The following is a 15,787-nucleotide window of genomic DNA, read 5'->3' as shown; positions in this document are numbered from 1 at the left end:
AAGGTCACCGAAGCGACCTTTTTACTGTCTGAAGCGTTATCAGAACGTCGGCTGAGCCATCTGCACCAGCGAAATCAGCGGCTGCGGGTAGACACCCAACAGCAGCACCAGTGCGGCAGAGATCAGCACCACAACGCCGCCGGCGGTCAACGCCCAGTTGCTCGGGGTATCGCGCTGCAGCGATTCCGGCGCACTGAGGAACAGGCTGACGGTTACGCGCAGGTAGTAGTACAGGCCGATGGCGCTGCCTACCACCACCGCGCCGGTCAGCCACCACAGGTGCGCGCTGACGCCCATCGCGATCACGAAGAACTTACCGATAAAGCCCAGCGTCATCGGGATACCGGCCAACGACAGCATCATCACCGTCATCACTGCGGACAGGATCGGCTTATGCCAGAACAGACCACGGTAAGAGAACAGTGAATCCGCATCCGGACCGCGGTACGGGCTGGACATCAGGCTGACCACGCCGAAGGCGCCCAGGCTGCTGAACAGGTAACCGGCCAGGTAAACGCCGGCGGTTTCCAGCGACAGCTGATGGGTTTGCACCGCAATCAGCGCCACCAGCAGGTAGCCCAGATGCGCGATCGACGAGTAGCCCAGCAGACGCTTGATGTTGGTCTGGCTGATGGCCATCAGGTTACCGAACAAGATTGAGCAGAACGCGATGATCGACAGCACCATGCGCAAGGCTTCGTTGTCGGCGGCCGGGGCGTACAGGAACAGACGCATCACCACCGCGAAGATCGCGATCTTGCTGGCGGTTGCCAGGAAGGTCGAGACCGGCGCAGGCGCACCCTGATACACGTCCGGCGTCCACAGTTGGAACGGCACCAGCGACAGCTTGAAGCCCAGACCGACGATCATCATGCCCATACCGGCCAGGATCAGCGGCTGGTGCATCATGTTTTCCTGCAGGCTCTTGCCCAGACCGGCCAGCGACAGATCGCCGGATTCGGCATACAGCAGCGCCATGCCGAACAGCAGGAACGACGAGGCGGCAGCGGACAGCAGCATGTACTTGATGGCGGCTTCCAGCGGACGCTTCTGGCGGTAGGCGTAACCCACCAGGCCGAACAGCGGCAGCGAGATCAGCTCGATGCCGATGAACAGCGAAGCCAGATGGTTGGCGCTCGCCAGCAAGATGCCGCCCATGGCGGCGATCAGCACCAGCAGGTAGAACTCTTCGCGGTTATCCGGATAGCCGACCAGCCACGGATATGCGAAGGTGCAGGTCGCCAGACTCGCCAGCAGCACCAGCCCGGTGTAGAACATCGAGTAACCGTCAACCCGCAGCAGCGGGGTGACGTCCATCGGGCCGGCCTGGCCGACAAAGTACAGCGAAAGCAGCGCCAGGTTGAGGCCGACCACGGTCAGGGTGGCGTTGATAAAGTGGTCGCGTCGCCACGCAATGCCTAGCATCACAACCACCACCGTCAATCCGACGATCAACAGCGGCAACAGTGCGATCAGTTGTTGAGGAGTTATTGTCATGGCGAATTACGGCCTTGTTGTTGAAATTGCTGAAACTGACGAACCGAACCAGTGTTGCACGTTGCTCATCGCCGCATTAGAGGTATCCAGAATCGGCTGCGGGTAGACCCCGAGCAGCACCAACAACACCACCAACAACAGAATGATGAACAGTTCGCGCGCGGTCATGCCCTGCAGTGGCTGGTCAGATTTCGCCTCACCGTAGTAAGCGCGTTGCATCATGATCAGCGAGTAAACAGAAGCGAACACCAGACCGAAGGTGGCGATCACAGTGATCACCGGCACCACCTGGTAGCTGCCGAACAGAATCATAAATTCGCCGACGAAGTTACCGGTGCCCGGCATCCCCAGGGTAGCCACGGCGAAGAACAGCGACAGCGCAGGAATGTATTTGATGCGCCCCCACAGGCCGCCCATCTGACGCATATCACGGGTATGCAGACGCTCATACAGCTGGCCGCTGATGATAAACAGGCCGGCGGCGGACAAACCGTGCGCGATCATCTGGATCACCGCGCCCTGGTAAGCCAGTTGGCTGCCGGTGTAGATGGCGATCAGCACGAAGCCCATGTGCGACACCGAGGTGTAGGCAATCAGACGTTTGATATCGGTCTGCGCGAACGCCATCCAGGCACCGTAGAAGATACCGACCACGCCCAGCCACATGGCGATTGGCGCGAACTCGTGCGAAGCCTCAGGGAACAGCGGCAGGCTGAAACGCAACAGGCCGTAGGCCGCGGTTTTCAGCAAGATGCCCGCCAGGTCGACGGAACCGGCGGTCGGTGCCTGGCTGTGCGCATCCGGCAACCAGCCGTGCAGCGGCACTACCGGCATTTTCACCGCGAAGGCGACGAAGAAGCCCAACATCAGCACGTATTGCACGTTGTGGGACATCGGGGTCTGCAGCAGATCTTCGTAATCGAAGGTCCACACGCCGGTCGCATTGTAGTGCACGAACACCAGGCCCAGAATTGCAATCAGCATCACCAGACCGCTGGCCTGGGTGTAGATGAAGAACTTGGTGGCCGCGGTGATACGGGTTTTACCGTCCGACGCCTTGTGACCCCACAGCGCGATCAGGAAGTACATCGGCACCAACATCATTTCCCAGAAGAAGAAGAACAGGAACATGTCGATGGCGAGGAACACGCCGATAACGCCGCCCAGGATCCACAGCAGGTTGAGGTGGAAGAAGCCCTGATACTTCTGGATTTCACGCCAGGAACAGAGGATCGCCAGTACGCCCAGCAGACCGGTCAGCACCACCATCAGCAGCGACAGACCGTCCAGCGCCAGGTGGATGGAGATGCCAAAGCGCGGGATCCACGGCAGCAGGAACTCGCTCTGCCACTGCGGAATGCCTTTCGGCGTGGTCAATGTATAGCCGCCCTGCATCCACAGCTGCAGAGAGAGCGCCAACGTCAGCCCCATTGCGATCAGCGCTATCCAGCGCGGCACCTTAGTACCGAAGCGCTCAAGCTGCCAGCACAGCAGACCGCCGATAAAGGGGATAAGAATTAGCCAAGGTAATAGCATGGCGTTTTGTGTCCCTTATACGAATAATTTCAAACTTTGTACGTAGCGCCTGCCCGGCGCTACGCCCGAAAAATGCGTCTGTTTAAATTATTCAATTAAACCAAAATCAACAGAGCCAATACGACCACTGCACCCACACCCATAGACGCTATATACCAACGCACCTGACCGTTCTCGCTCACCGTCAGACCGCGGTTCCCCCAGCGGGAGAAGACGGCCGGCAGGTTCATCAGCGAGTTCAGCGGATCGCGTTGCAGCAGCTTCGCAATACCCAGGTACGGCTTGACGAACACCTTGTCATACAGCCAGTCGAAGCCCCAGGCATGGAACCACCAGGTCGAGAAGAAACGGCCCGGCGCGCTGTTGGCGATGCTGTTGACCAGGCTGCGTTTGCCCAGCCACAGCGCGGCCGCCAGCAGAATGCCGACAATAGCCACCACGCCGGAGGTGATTTCAAGCGTCAGCACGCTGCCGTGCGCCAGCTCGGTCGTATCCGGCAGCACACCCTGCAGCGGCGGCACGATCATCGCGCCGACGAAGGTGGACAGCACCAGCAGAACCAGCAGCGGCAGGTGGTGAGTGATGCCTTTACCGGCATGCGCTTTGATTTTCTCTTCGCCGTGGAACACGATGAAAATCATACGGAAGGTGTACAGCGAGGTCATGAATGCACCGACCAGACCGGCAATCATCAAGTTGACGTGGCCGTTGGCCATCGCGCCCGCCAGGATCTCGTCCTTACTGAAGAAGCCGGCCGTAACCAGCGGCAACGCAGACAGCGCCGCGCCGCCCACCAGGAAGCAGACGTACACCAGCGGGATGCTCTTGCGCAGGCCGCCCATCTTGAAGATGTTTTGCTCGTGGTGGCAAGCCAGGATCACCGAACCGGACGACAGGAACAGCAGCGCCTTGAAGAACGCGTGAGTCATCAGGTGGAAGATCGCCGCGTCCCATGCCTGCACGCCCAGTGCCAGGAACATGTAACCGATCTGGCTCATGGTGGAGTAAGCGAGCACGCGCTTGATGTCGGTCTGCACCAGCGCGGCGAAGCCGGCCAGCAGCAGGGTCACCGCACCGACGATGCCCACCAGGTGCAGCACTTCCGGCGCCATCAGGAACAGGCCGTGCGTACGGGCGATCAGGTAGACGCCCGCGGTCACCATGGTCGCCGCGTGGATCAGTGCGGAAACCGGGGTCGGGCCCGCCATCGCGTCCGCCAACCAGGTTTGCAACGGCAGCTGCGCCGATTTACCGACCGCGCCACCCAGCAGCAGCAGAGTCGCCCAGGTGATGGCCGTATCGCCCACCGCCAGCTTCTGCGGCGCCAGGATCATCAGCTCACGAATGTTCAGCGTGCCCAGTTCGTTGTAGAGGATGAACAGCGCAAGCGCCAGGAACACGTCGCCCACGCGGGTGACGATAAAGGCTTTCATCGCCGCCGCGCCGTTGGCCGGGTCCTTGTAGTAGAAACCGATCAACAGGTAGCTGCACAGGCCCACGCCTTCCCAACCCAGATACATCAGCATCAGGTTGTCCGCCAACACCAGTACCACCATGCTGGCGATAAACAGGTTGGTGTAAGCGAAGAAGCGCGAGTAGCCCTCTTCACCGCGCATGTACCAGGAAGCGAACATGTGGATGAAGAAGCCAACGCCGGTGACCACCGACAGCATGGTCAGCGACAGGCCGTCCAGCACCAGGGTCACGCCGATATTGAAGTTGCCGACGGCCATCCAGGTCCACAGGCTTTGCTCGAACAGCTGCACGCCGGCGGCTTTCTGGGCGAAGAAATCCATCGCCACATACACCGTGACCAGCGCGGCCAGGCCGACAGAGCCCACGCCGACGGTCGCCGACGTGTTCTCAGACCAACGACCGCGGGAAAATGCCAACAGCAGGAACCCGATCAGCGGTAGCAGAATTGTTAAATATAATAGGTTCATCCGCGCATCTCACTGACAGTATCAATATTCAGGGTATGACGACGACGGTAGAGCTGCAGCAGCAGCGCCAGACCGATACTGGCCTCGGCTGCCGCCAGGCTGATCGCCAGGATGTACATTACCTGCCCGTCCGCCTGGCCCCAGTAGCTTCCCGCCACGATAAACGCCAACGCCGCAGCGTTGATCATCACTTCCAGGCTGATCAGCATAAACAGCAGGTTGCGACGCACCAGCAGCCCGGTCAGCCCGAGCACAAACAGGATCGCCGCCAGGATCAGGCCGTGTTGAAGAGGGATCATGCTTGCTCCTCCGATTTTCTTCTCGCCATTTCGCCACTCGCCGGCGCGCTGCTCAGCACCTCGCCAGGCTTGTGTTCGCGGCCGATATGGAAGGCGACAACCAGACCCGCCAACAGCAGCATCGAAGCCAGCTCAACCGCCAGGACGTAAGGCCCGAACAGGCTGATGCCCACCGCCTTCGCGTCCACCATCTCGCCGCTGATACCCTGATCGGATACGCTGCGGATCGCGATGATCAACACCACCAACAGCGCCAGCGACATCAGGCCAGGCCCGATCCACACCGACGGCTTCATCCATTCGCGTTCTTGTTGCTGCACCGCGTTGCCGAGGTTCAGCATCATCACCACGAACACGAACAGCACCATGATGGCGCCCGCGTAGACGATGATCTCCAGCGCGGCGGCAAAATAGGCGCCGAGGGAGAAAAAGACTGCCGAGATCGCCAACAGCGAGACGATCAGATACAGCAGCGCATGCACAGGATTGGTATGGGTGATCACGCGCATCGTCGCGACCACCGCAATCAAACCCGCCAGGTAAAATGCAATTTCCATGCTTGCTGGCTCCTTAGGGCAACAGACCTTTGACGTCGATCGGTTTGGCTTCGTTTTCGGCTTCGCCCTTGGCTTTGCCGTCAATCGCCATACCGGCCATCCGGTAGAAGTTATATTCCGGATATTTACCCGGCCCCGAGATCAACAGATCTTCTTTTTCGTACACCAGATCCTGACGCTTGTACTCACCCATTTCGAAATCCGGCGTCAGCTGGATAGCGGTAGTCGGGCAAGCCTCTTCGCACAGGCCGCAGAAAATGCAGCGCGAGAAGTTGATGCGGAAGAACTCCGGATACCAACGGCCATCTTTCTGCTCCGCTTTTTGCAGCGAGATGCAGCCGACCGGGCAGGCGACCGCACACAGGTTACAGGCGACGCAGCGTTCTTCGCCGTCCGGGTCGCGCGTCAGCACGATGCGGCCGCGGTAGCGCGGCGGCAGGTTGACCGGTTCTTCCGGATACATCTGGGTTTCGCGTTTGGCGAAGGCATGCATGCCAATCATCCAAATACTGCGCACCTGGGTGCCGAAACCAACCACTAACTCTTTCAATGTCATGGTTTATTCACCCCTTATTGAGCGTTGTACAAAATGACCGCGGCGGTCGCCAGCAGGTTCAGCAGCGTCAACGGCAGGCACACTTTCCAGCCGAAGGACATCACCTGGTCATAACGCGGGCGCGGCAGCGCGGCGCGAATCAGGATGAACATCATCATGAAGAAGGCCGTTTTCAACGCGAACCAGATGAATGGCGGCAGGAACGGACCCTGCCAGCCGCCGAAGAACAACGTCACAATCAGGGCGGACACGGTGACGATACCGATGTATTCCCCCACGAAGAACAGACCGAACTTCATGCCGGAATATTCGATGTGGTAACCGTCGGCCAGTTCCTGCTCGGCCTCCGGCTGGTCAAACGGGTGACGGTGACACACCGCCACGCCGGCGATCGCAAAGGTCACGAAGCCGAAGAACTGCGGGATGACGTTCCAGACGTGCGCCTGGGATTCAACGATGGCCTGCATGTTGAAGGAGCCCGCCTGCGCCACCACGCCCATCAGCGACAGGCCGATGAACACTTCGTAGCTCAAGGTTTGCGCAGAGGCACGCATCGCGCCCAACAGCGAGTATTTGTTGTTGCTCGACCAACCAGCGAACAGCACGGCGTACACCGCCAGGCCGGCCATCATCAGGAAGAACAGAATACCGATGTTGAGATCGGACACCGCCCAGGTCGGGCTGACCGGAACGATGGCAAATGCCAGCAACAGGGAAGTAAAGGCGATCATCGGCGCCAGGGTGAAGATCACCCGGTCGGAGAATCTCGGCACCCAGTCTTCCTTGAAGAACATTTTGATCATGTCGGCGACCAGCTGCAGCGAGCCGCCCCAGCCTACGCGGTTCGGTCCGTAGCGGTTCTGGAACAGGCCGAGCAGACGGCGTTCGCCGAAGCTCATGAATGCCCCGCACGACACGACCACCAACAGGATCACGACCGCTTTAAGAATGGCGATCAGAATGTCGATCACCTCAGGGGTAAACCAGCTCATCGTGCCGCCTCCCGCAGATTGTCTACCTTAGCACCCACCAAGATCGGCGGGATCCCTGGCAAGCCGAGCGGCAAACCAACCTGGCCCTGGGTCAGGGTTTCACTCAGACGCACCGGCAGACGCAAGGTCTGGCCCGCGCAGCTGAACTCCACCAGGCTGCCCGCGTTGACGCCAAGCGTCGCCGCGTCGGCCGGGTTGACCATCACGTAGGCTTCCGGCATGCGCTGCTGGATCACGTGAGAGCGCTGCGACATTTCATCGCTGCCGAACAGGTGGTAGTAAGGCGCGACGCGCCAGCCGTCAACCGGATTGAACGCGGCAGGCACGCGGTCGAAGTAACCGAGGCTGCCCTCCCCCGCTTCGATCAGGCGCACGCCCGGATCGCCGTGGCGCAGTTTGCCGCCCACTTCTGCCTGGAACTTGTTCCACGCCTGCGGTGAGTTCCAACCTGGCGCCCAGGCGAACGGGATCTGCTGACGGTCGGCCAACGGGCTGTTGTTCCCTTCCATCGAGAAGGCGAACATGGTGTCTTTATCCTGCGGCTGACGCGGCTCGTGCACGCTGATATTGGCGCGCATGGCGGTACGGCCGCTGGAGCGGTGCGGCGAACGTGCCAGCTTCTGACCGCGAATGCGGAAAGTCGCGTCCGGCGCGGCGTCGACGATGCCCTGCAGCTGCGGCAACGCGGCGACGCAAGCGGCGATCACGTCATCAAGCTGGGTCCAGTCCACGTGGCGGCTGGTGTAGGTGGAGTGCAGCGAGTGCATCCAGCGCCAGCTTTCCAGCATCACGGTGAACTGATTCTTTTTGGCGTCGTCGTAATAAGCCGGATCGTAGACCTGGAAGAAGCGCTGCGCGCGGCCTTCCTGGTTGATCAGCGTACCGTCGCTTTCGGCAAAGCTGGCCGAGGAGAGGATCAGGTTGGCTTTGTCCATGATCGCGGTGCGCTGGTGGTCAGCGACGATCAGGTTGCTGACCTTGGCCAGCGCTGCGTCCACCTGCGCCGCCGGCGCATGACGATAGAGATCGTTTTCCATCACGATGGCGGTGTCGGCTGCGCCGCTCGCCAGCTGCTCCAGCGCCTGATCGAGCGAACCGCCGCCGATCATCGCCAGGCCCATGCTGTTGGCTGCGCCCGCCACGAAGGTGATGCCGACGTCGGAACCGCGGCCCTTCAACGCTTTGGCGATGTTGGCCGCCGCTTCGATGATGGCTTCGCTGCCGGCGTTGCTGCCGGTCACGATCAGCGGTTTACGTGCGCCGGTCAGCGCCTGCACGATGATGTCGACTTTCTTGTTCAGGCCTTCAGCCAGATCGTTCACCGCCGGCGCCGCGCTGTCCAGCGCGTGAGCGATGGCAAAGCCGAAGCGCGCCTGCTCGTCTACCGGCGCGCGGTAGTTCCAGGCGGCGATGTCGTCCAGACGGGTGTTGTCGACGTTGGTGGTGAACAGCGGGTACTTGGCGTGCTGACCGATGTTCTGCACCGCCGCGATCTGCCAGTCGGCAACGCGTTGCGCCGCCGCCATCGCGCGGGCTTTGCCCTTGACGGCCTGGCGCACGGACAGCGCGATGCGCGCGCCGGTTTGCGTCAGGTCTTCGCCCAGCACCAGCACCGCGTCGTAATCTTCGATCTCACGCAGCGCCGGCGTATGGACACCGCCGTTTTTCAGCACGTTCAGCATCAGCGCCAGGCGTGATTGCTCCGCCTGAGCGATGCCGGTGTAGTAGTTCTCGGCGCCGACCAGCTCGCGCAGCGCGAAGTTGCTTTCCAGGCTGGCGCGTGGAGAGCCGATGCCGATGGTTTTCTTCGCCTGACGCAGAATATCCGCCGCGCCCTGCATCGCCTGCTCGGCGTTCAGGGTGATCCAGTCGTTGCCGCGCAGCTGCTGCGGTTGACGCGGACGATCTTTCTGGTTGACGTAGCCGTAACCGAAACGGCCGCGGTCGCACAGGAAGTAGTGGTTCACGCTGCCGTTGTAGCGGTTTTCGATACGGCGCAGTTCGCCATAGCGTTCGCCCGGGCTGATGTTACAGCCGACGCTGCACTGCTGGCAGATGCTCGGCGCGAACTGCATGTCCCATTTGCGGTTGTAGCGTTCGGAGTGCGTTTTGTCGGTGAATACGCCGGTCGGGCACACTTCCACCAGGTTGCCGGAGAACTCGCTTTCCAGCGTGCCGCTTTCCGGCCGACCGAAATAGATGTTGTCGTGCGCGCCATACACGCCGAGGTCGGTGCCGTCCGCGTAATCTTTGTAATAACGCACGCAACGGTAACAGGCGATGCAGCGGTTCATCTCGTGCGAGATAAACGGCCCCAGATCCTGGTTGTTATGGGTGCGTTTGGTGAAACGGTAGCGGCGGAAGCTGTGGCCGGTCATTACCGTCATATCCTGCAGGTGACAGTTACCGCCTTCTTCACAGACCGGGCAATCGTGCGGGTGGTTGGTCATCAACCACTCGACCACGCTTTCACGGAACTGCTGCGCTTCGCCGTCATCGATGGAGATGAAGGTGCCATCGGATGCCGGGGTCATACAGGACATCACCAAACGACCGCGCGTATCTTCCGCGTTTTGGTATTGCTTTACCGCACATTGGCGGCAAGCGCCGACGCTTCCCAGCGCCGGATGCCAGCAAAAGTAAGGAATATCAAGGCCGAGGGAGAGACAAGCCTGCAGCAGGTTGTCCGCTCCGTCTACCTCGTACTCTTTGCCGTCTACATGAATCGTAGCCATAGTCAGCATGCTTCCAAGTGGCCTGCCTTGCGGCAGGCGTTAATCAAAAATTCTGGCCGTGTTCGGGCGAGTCGGCTTACCAGCGTTGCTTCAGCAAGTTGTTCGGCTGAATGCCGCCAATCGCATGGGCGTTGCTGAAGTGCTTCACGGCGATGCCCGCCTCAAACTCTTCACGGAAATATTTAATCGCGCTTTGCAGTGGCTCTACGGCACCTGGCGCGTGGGCGCAGAAGGTTTTGCCCGGGCCGAGGGAGCGGCACAGCTGCTCGAGGGTTTCGATATCCCCCGGCTGCCCTTCGCCGTTTTCCAACGCGCGCAGGATCTTCACGCTCCACGGCAGGCCGTCGCGGCATGGCGTACACCAGCCGCAGGACTCGCGGGCGAAGAACTCTTCCAGGTTGCGCACCAGCGGCACCATGCCGATCTCGTGGTCAACCGCCATCGCCAGCGCGGTGCCGAGACGGCTGCCGGCCTTGCCGATCGCGCCGTATTCCATCGGCAGATCGAGGTGATCGGCGGTCAGGAAGTCGGTACCCGCGCCGCCCGGCTGCCAGGCTTTGAAGCGCAGGCCGTCGCGCATGCCGCCGGCGTAGTCTTCCAGGATCTCGCGCGCGGTGGTGCCGAACGGCAGCTCCCAGACGCCCGGATTTTTCACCCGGCCGGAGAAGCCCATCAGCTTGGTGCCTTTGTCTTCACTGCCGGAGATGCCGGTGTACCACTCCACGCCGTTCGCCAGGATCGCCGGCACGTTGCACAGCGTTTCGACGTTGTTAACGCAGGTCGGCTTGCCCCAGGCGCCGGCGGAGGCCGGGAATGGCGGCTTGGAACGCGGGTTGGCGCGGCGGCCTTCCAGCGAGTTGATCAGCGCGGTTTCTTCGCCGCAGATGTAACGGCCGGCGCCGGTGTGCACGATCAGCTCGAAATCAAACCCGGTGCCAAGAATGTTCTTGCCCAGGTAGCCGGCTTCGGTGGCTTCCGCGATGGCGCGGCGCAGGTGCACCGCCGCTTCGACATACTCGCCGCGCAGGAAGATGTAACCGCGGTAGGCTTTCAGCGCGAACGCGGAGATCAGCATGCCTTCCACCAGCAGGTGCGGCAGCTGCTCCATCAGCAGGCGGTCCTTATAGGTGCCCGGCTCCATCTCATCGGCGTTACACAGCAGGTAACGGATGTTCATGGATTCGTCTTTCGGCATCAGGCTCCACTTCAAACCGGTGGAGAAGCCCGCGCCGCCGCGGCCCTTCAGCCCGGAATCTTTCACCAGGCTGACGATTTCGTCCGGGGCCAGGCCCTTGAGGGCCTTTTCCGCGCCGGCATAGCCGTTTTTGCTGCGGTATTCGTCCAGCCACAGCGGCTGTTTGTCATCGCGCAGCCGCCAGGTCAGCGGGTGCGTTTCGGGAGTGCGTACAATGTGCTTGGTCATTGATACTGCTCCAGTAGCGTCTCGATATCTTCGGGCTTCAGCTGACTGTGAGTGTCCTCATCAATCATCATGGTCGGCCCTTTATCGCAGTTGCCCAGACAGCAGGTCGGCAACAGCGTGAAGCGACCATCAAAGGTGGTTTGACCCGGCTTGATGTTCAGCTTCTTCTCGATAGCGGCCTGAATGCCCTGGTAACCGGTAATGTGACAAACAACGCTGTCACAATAGCGGATCACGTGACGTCCTACTGGCTGACGGAAAATCTGGCTGTAGAACGTGGCCACGCCTTCTACGTCGCTGGCGGGGATGCCCAGCACTTCCGCGATGGCGTAAATCGCACCGTCCGGAACCCAGCCGCGCTGCTTCTGCACAATCTTCAGTGCTTCGATGGAAGCGGCGCGCGGATCCTCGTAATGGTGCTTTTCGTGCTCGATCGCATCACGTTCTTCCGCGCTCAGTACAAATGCATCAACGCCGCTCTGAGGAGCGGCTGCGTTGATGGGCTCGAGCGCATCATTGACTGCGTGATTGTCTTTTTGATCATGCATAGTTAGCGGTCCACATCTGACATTACAAAATCGATACTACCCAGATAGACGATCAGGTCGGAGACCAGGCTGCCACGGATGACCGATGGGATCTGCTGCAGGTGTGCAAAGCTCGGCGTACGTACCCGGGTGCGGTAGCTCATGGTGCTGCCGTCGCTGGTCAGGTAGTAGCTGTTGATCCCTTTGGTGGCTTCAATCATCTGGAATGATTCGTTGGCTGGCATCACCGGGCCCCAGGAAACCTGCAGGAAGTGGGTGATCAGCGTTTCAATATGCTGCAGCGTGCGCTCTTTCGGCGGCGGCGTGGTCAGCGGGTGATCGGCCTTGAACGGACCTTCCGGCATGTTGTTCAGGCACTGCTCGAGGATGCGCAGACTCTGGCGCAGCTCTTCCACCTTCAGCATCACGCGGGTGTAGCAGTCGCTGTTGCCGTCACCGACCGGAATTTCGAAGTCGAAATTCTCGTAGCCGGAGTACGGACGCCATTTACGCACGTCGAACTCGATGCCAGTGGCACGCAGGCCGGCGCCGGTAACACCCCATTCCAGCGCTTCTTTGGCGTTGTAAGACGCCACACCGACGGAGCGGCCTTTCAGGATGCTGTTTTTCAGCGCCGCTTTCACGTAGGAGTCCAGACGCTTCGGCATCCACTCAAGAAATTCGCGCAGCAGACGATCCCAGCCGCGCGGCAGATCGTGCGCGACGCCGCCGATGCGGAACCAGGCCGGGTGCATGCGGAAACCGGTGATCGCTTCCACCAGGTCGTAGATTTTCTGACGGTCGGTAAAGGCGAAGAACACCGGGGTCATCGCGCCGACGTCCTGAATGAAGGTGGAGATGTACAGCAGGTGGCTGTTGATGCGGAACAGCTCGGACAGCATCACGCGGATGGTGTCGACGCGCTCAGGCACCTTGATGCCAGCCAGCTTTTCTACCGCCAGCACATAAGGCATTTCGTTCACGCAGCCGCCGAGGTACTCGATGCGGTCGGTGTACGGAATGTAGCTGTGCCAAGATTGGCGCTCGCCCATCTTCTCGGCGCCGCGGTGGTGGTAACCGATATCCGGCACGCAGTCGACGATTTCTTCGCCGTCCAGTTGCAGAATGATGCGGAACGCACCGTGCGCAGACGGGTGGTTCGGGCCGAGGTTGAGGAACATGAAGTCCTCGTTCTCGGTGCCGCGCTTCATGCCCCAGTCTTCCGGCTTGAAGGTCAGCGCTTCCATCTCCAGATCTTCTTTCTGTTTGGTCAACACGAAAGGATCGAATTCGGTGGCGCGCGCCGGGTAGTCCTTACGCAGCGGGTGCCCTTCCCAAGTCTGCGGCATCATGATGCGCGACAGGTGCGGGTGGCCATCGAAGGTAATGCCGAACATTTCCCAGGTCTCGCGCTCATACCAGTTGGCGTTCGGGAACACCTTGGTCGCTGTGGGCACGTGCAGGTCTTTTTCAGACAGCGCCACTTTCAGCATGATGTCGCGGTTGCGCTCGATGGAAATCAGATGGTAGAAAACGGAGAAATCCGCAGCGGGCAGGCCGTCGCGGTGGGTGCGAAGACGTTCGTCCACGCCATGCAGATCGAACAGCATGACATACGGCTTCGGCTGTTTTCTCAGGAACGTCATTACTTCCAGTAACTGGTCAGGTTTTACCCATACCACGGGCATGCCGGTGCGGGTGGCCTGAACAGTAAAGGCTTCCGGCCCAAAACGGTTGCGCAGTTCGCCGATCACCGGGTCGTCAAGGTGATCTCGGGTCTGCCAGGCAGGCAAGGCGTCGTGCGTCGTCAAATCTGTCATAATTTTTTTTCACCACACTAAAGGGTTATTCGCCGCAAGTTTCACTTTTCGCTGTGTTAACCAATAGCGCACTAAGATGGACGTTAAATGAACGTCTTAAATCTCGTCAGGCGTCCGGAGGTTGGTCACCGCGATACGCTCGCCGTGTTTACGCTCTCTTTCAGACTGCATATTGGCGCGGTAAACGCCCTGATCGCCGACAACCCACGACAGCGGGCGGCGTTCTTTGCCGATGGATTCTTGCAGCAGCATCAGCGCTTGCATGTAGGCTTCCGGACGCGGCGGGCAACCGGGAATGTACACGTCGACCGGCAGGAACTTGTCCACGCCCTGCACCACGGAGTAGATGTCGTACATGCCGCCGGAGTTGGCGCAGGCGCCCATCGAGATCACCCATTTCGGTTCCAGCATCTGCTCGTACAGGCGTTGGATGACCGGGGCCATCTTGGTAAAGCAGGTGCCGGCCACCACCATCAGGTCGGCCTGGCGCGGGGAGGCGCGCAACACTTCCGCACCGAAACGCGCCACGTCGTGAACGGCGGTAAACGACGTCACCATCTCCACGTAACAGCACGAAAGGCCGAAGTTATACGGCCAAATAGAGTTTTTACGCCCCCAGTTCACCATGTCATGCAGCGCATGTTCGAGTTTACCCATGTAAACCGTGCGGTGGACCTGTTGTTCCAGGGGATCGGCGACGATCTCCTGTTTTTGCAGGGGATAACGGTCGTTCTCACCGTTCGGGTCTATGCGGGTGAGCGTATAGTCCATCTTAATGCCTCGCTGTTACTGCGGATGACTGTTGGTGTTGGTGATAGTGCCCGGTTTGCTGCGGCGTTGGGAACGCGCCGGAGTCCAATCCAACGCGCCAACGCGCACCAGATAAACCAGACCGGCCAAGAGCACCAAAATGAAAATGGCGGCTTCGATAAAGCCTACCCAGCCACTCTCGCGGATCGAGACCGACCAGGCGTACAGGTATAAGGCTTCAACGTCGAAAATAACGAAGAACATGGCCACCAGGTAGAACTTGGCGGACAAGCGCATGCGCGCCGTACCGACCGAGTCGATGCCTGATTCAAACGGGGTGTGTTTGGCGCGCGCCCGGGCTCTCCCGCCCAAGAAGAACGCACCCAGCAGCATTAAGCCGCAGAGCCCGATAGCCACGACGAGAAATACGGCGAACGCCCAGTGATGAGCGATAACTTCAGTGGTTGTTGACATACTCTATGCTTACTCATCAAAAGTGGCGTCGATCGCGCTGCTCTTGTCACCGGCAGTTAGTGCGCCACATCGATTTAAGGGAAGGATAAATAACCACACAAACAAACTGCTTTTACAGCGAGTTAGGCAGCGTTTTTCTGTGGGCTTTTTACTCCTTTCTATAACCTTTTGTCAACTTTGACAAAAGTATCTACACACTAGTTTACATACGTATCATTTGATTAACATTTGATGCGCCAGGGACCGGCTAAATCGTGTCAGTTAATTTTTGTGTAGAAACAGATAGATATAAACCAACATGCACATTTCAGTTTTACTATACCATTGTCTCAGGAATTCCCTGTTCTTCCACTCACTACCTAGGGGTATTTTTTTGATCCAGGACACGTTTTCAGTATAAATCCTCAAAAAAAGTGTGGGCCTTTAACAATTTTCCTCAAATTAAGCCGCAAAAACGACCGCCATAAGCTAACAAAATACCCCTATAAATTCCAGGCCTTTAACTCATTCATTCTTATTGCTCAAAAAACAATCTCAGCGTCTTAAACCCGGCCAAACTCTCTTTTCAATCGCGCTTAAAAATCAACAAAACAGTCGACTCATTACAAAAACGAACTTAAATACCTATAACAGTCACTTTTGCCAAAAAACGGGCAAAAAAAACCTCCGCCGGAGCAG

General features: G+C 59.4%; 13 protein-coding genes. All 13 read right to left on the bottom strand.

What is annotated here, in order from left to right; genetic code table 11:
* Positions 1-39: 39 nt before the first annotated feature.
* A complete protein-coding gene (gene nuoN, locus BHU62_RS24065) occupies positions 40-1,497 on the bottom strand; it encodes an NADH-quinone oxidoreductase subunit NuoN (RefSeq protein ID WP_073534876.1) in 1,458 nt (485 codons plus the stop codon).
* 6 nt (positions 1,498-1,503) lie between these two features.
* Entirely contained in the window at positions 1,504-3,033 is a 1,530-nt protein-coding gene (nuoM, locus tag BHU62_RS24060) for an NADH-quinone oxidoreductase subunit M (protein ID WP_073534875.1), read from the bottom strand.
* 95 nt (positions 3,034-3,128) lie between these two features.
* A complete protein-coding gene (gene nuoL, locus BHU62_RS24055; RefSeq protein WP_073534874.1) occupies positions 3,129-4,976 on the bottom strand; it encodes an NADH-quinone oxidoreductase subunit L in 1,848 nt (615 codons plus the stop codon).
* Positions 4,973-5,275: an NADH-quinone oxidoreductase subunit NuoK gene (gene nuoK, locus BHU62_RS24050; protein ID WP_004936014.1), complete on the bottom strand. Its 303-nt coding sequence runs from the start codon at positions 5,273-5,275 to the stop codon at positions 4,973-4,975. The genes nuoL and nuoK overlap by 4 nt, the downstream gene beginning before the upstream one ends.
* Positions 5,272-5,832 (bottom strand): NADH-quinone oxidoreductase subunit J, encoded by a 561-nt coding sequence (gene nuoJ / locus BHU62_RS24045; RefSeq protein ID WP_073534873.1) that lies wholly within the window; start codon positions 5,830-5,832, stop codon positions 5,272-5,274. The genes nuoK and nuoJ overlap by 4 nt, the downstream gene beginning before the upstream one ends.
* A gap of 13 nt (positions 5,833-5,845) precedes the next feature.
* Positions 5,846-6,388, bottom strand: coding sequence for an NADH-quinone oxidoreductase subunit NuoI (nuoI, locus tag BHU62_RS24040; protein WP_073534872.1), 543 nt, complete (start codon positions 6,386-6,388; stop codon positions 5,846-5,848).
* A gap of 14 nt (positions 6,389-6,402) precedes the next feature.
* Positions 6,403-7,380 (bottom strand): NADH-quinone oxidoreductase subunit NuoH, encoded by a 978-nt coding sequence (gene nuoH, locus BHU62_RS24035; protein WP_073534871.1) that lies wholly within the window; start codon positions 7,378-7,380, stop codon positions 6,403-6,405.
* Positions 7,377-10,115 carry an NADH-quinone oxidoreductase subunit NuoG gene (gene nuoG, locus BHU62_RS24030; RefSeq protein ID WP_073534877.1) on the bottom strand — a complete coding sequence of 913 codons (2,739 nt, stop codon included), beginning with the start codon at positions 10,113-10,115 and terminating at the stop codon, positions 7,377-7,379. Before nuoG ends, nuoH begins: the two co-directional genes overlap by 4 nt.
* A 76-nt stretch (positions 10,116-10,191) precedes the next feature.
* Positions 10,192-11,538, bottom strand: a complete 1,347-nt coding sequence (nuoF, locus tag BHU62_RS24025) for an NADH-quinone oxidoreductase subunit NuoF (protein ID WP_073534870.1) — start codon at positions 11,536-11,538, stop codon at positions 10,192-10,194.
* Positions 11,535-12,086, bottom strand: coding sequence for an NADH-quinone oxidoreductase subunit NuoE (nuoE, locus tag BHU62_RS24020; protein WP_004936034.1), 552 nt, complete (start codon positions 12,084-12,086; stop codon positions 11,535-11,537). The genes nuoF and nuoE overlap by 4 nt, the downstream gene beginning before the upstream one ends.
* A gap of 2 nt (positions 12,087-12,088) precedes the next feature.
* Positions 12,089-13,885, bottom strand: coding sequence for an NADH-quinone oxidoreductase subunit C/D (gene nuoC, locus BHU62_RS24015; RefSeq protein WP_073534869.1), 1,797 nt, complete (start codon positions 13,883-13,885; stop codon positions 12,089-12,091).
* Positions 13,886-13,981: 96 nt separating this feature from the next.
* Positions 13,982-14,656, bottom strand: coding sequence for a NuoB/complex I 20 kDa subunit family protein (locus tag BHU62_RS24010; RefSeq protein ID WP_004936039.1), 675 nt, complete (start codon positions 14,654-14,656; stop codon positions 13,982-13,984).
* Between the two features lie 15 nt (positions 14,657-14,671).
* Positions 14,672-15,109 carry an NADH-quinone oxidoreductase subunit NuoA gene (nuoA, locus tag BHU62_RS24005; RefSeq protein WP_073534868.1) on the bottom strand — a complete coding sequence of 146 codons (438 nt, stop codon included), beginning with the start codon at positions 15,107-15,109 and terminating at the stop codon, positions 14,672-14,674.
* Positions 15,110-15,787 lie beyond the last annotated feature (678 nt).

This window comes from Serratia marcescens (assembly GCF_001902635.1).
Classification (GTDB): Bacteria; Pseudomonadota; Gammaproteobacteria; order Enterobacterales; family Enterobacteriaceae; genus Serratia; species Serratia marcescens_F.
The sequence above is the reverse complement of the archived record's forward strand: the minus strand, read 5'-3'. Positions and strand labels throughout refer to the sequence as shown.

Excerpts from the sequence above, each read along its gene's own strand:
- nuoN (WP_073534876.1), bottom strand. The coding sequence starts at position 1,497 with ATGACAATAACTCCTCAACAACTGATCGCACTGTTGCCGCTGTTGATC.
- nuoM (WP_073534875.1), bottom strand. The coding sequence starts at position 3,033 with ATGCTATTACCTTGGCTAATTCTTATCCCCTTTATCGGCGGTCTGCTG.
- nuoL (WP_073534874.1), bottom strand. The coding sequence starts at position 4,976 with ATGAACCTATTATATTTAACAATTCTGCTACCGCTGATCGGGTTCCTG.
- nuoK (WP_004936014.1), bottom strand. The coding sequence starts at position 5,275 with ATGATCCCTCTTCAACACGGCCTGATCCTGGCGGCGATCCTGTTTGTG.
- nuoJ (WP_073534873.1), bottom strand. The coding sequence starts at position 5,832 with ATGGAAATTGCATTTTACCTGGCGGGTTTGATTGCGGTGGTCGCGACG.
- nuoI (WP_073534872.1), bottom strand. The coding sequence starts at position 6,388 with ATGACATTGAAAGAGTTAGTGGTTGGTTTCGGCACCCAGGTGCGCAGT.
- nuoH (WP_073534871.1), bottom strand. The coding sequence starts at position 7,380 with ATGAGCTGGTTTACCCCTGAGGTGATCGACATTCTGATCGCCATTCTT.
- nuoG (WP_073534877.1), bottom strand. The coding sequence starts at position 10,115 with ATGGCTACGATTCATGTAGACGGCAAAGAGTACGAGGTAGACGGAGCG.
- nuoF (WP_073534870.1), bottom strand. The coding sequence starts at position 11,538 with ATGACCAAGCACATTGTACGCACTCCCGAAACGCACCCGCTGACCTGG.
- nuoE (WP_004936034.1), bottom strand. The coding sequence starts at position 12,086 with ATGCATGATCAAAAAGACAATCACGCAGTCAATGATGCGCTCGAGCCC.
- nuoC (WP_073534869.1), bottom strand. The coding sequence starts at position 13,885 with ATGACAGATTTGACGACGCACGACGCCTTGCCTGCCTGGCAGACCCGA.
- BHU62_RS24010 (WP_004936039.1), bottom strand. The coding sequence starts at position 14,656 with ATGGACTATACGCTCACCCGCATAGACCCGAACGGTGAGAACGACCGT.
- nuoA (WP_073534868.1), bottom strand. The coding sequence starts at position 15,109 with ATGTCAACAACCACTGAAGTTATCGCTCATCACTGGGCGTTCGCCGTA.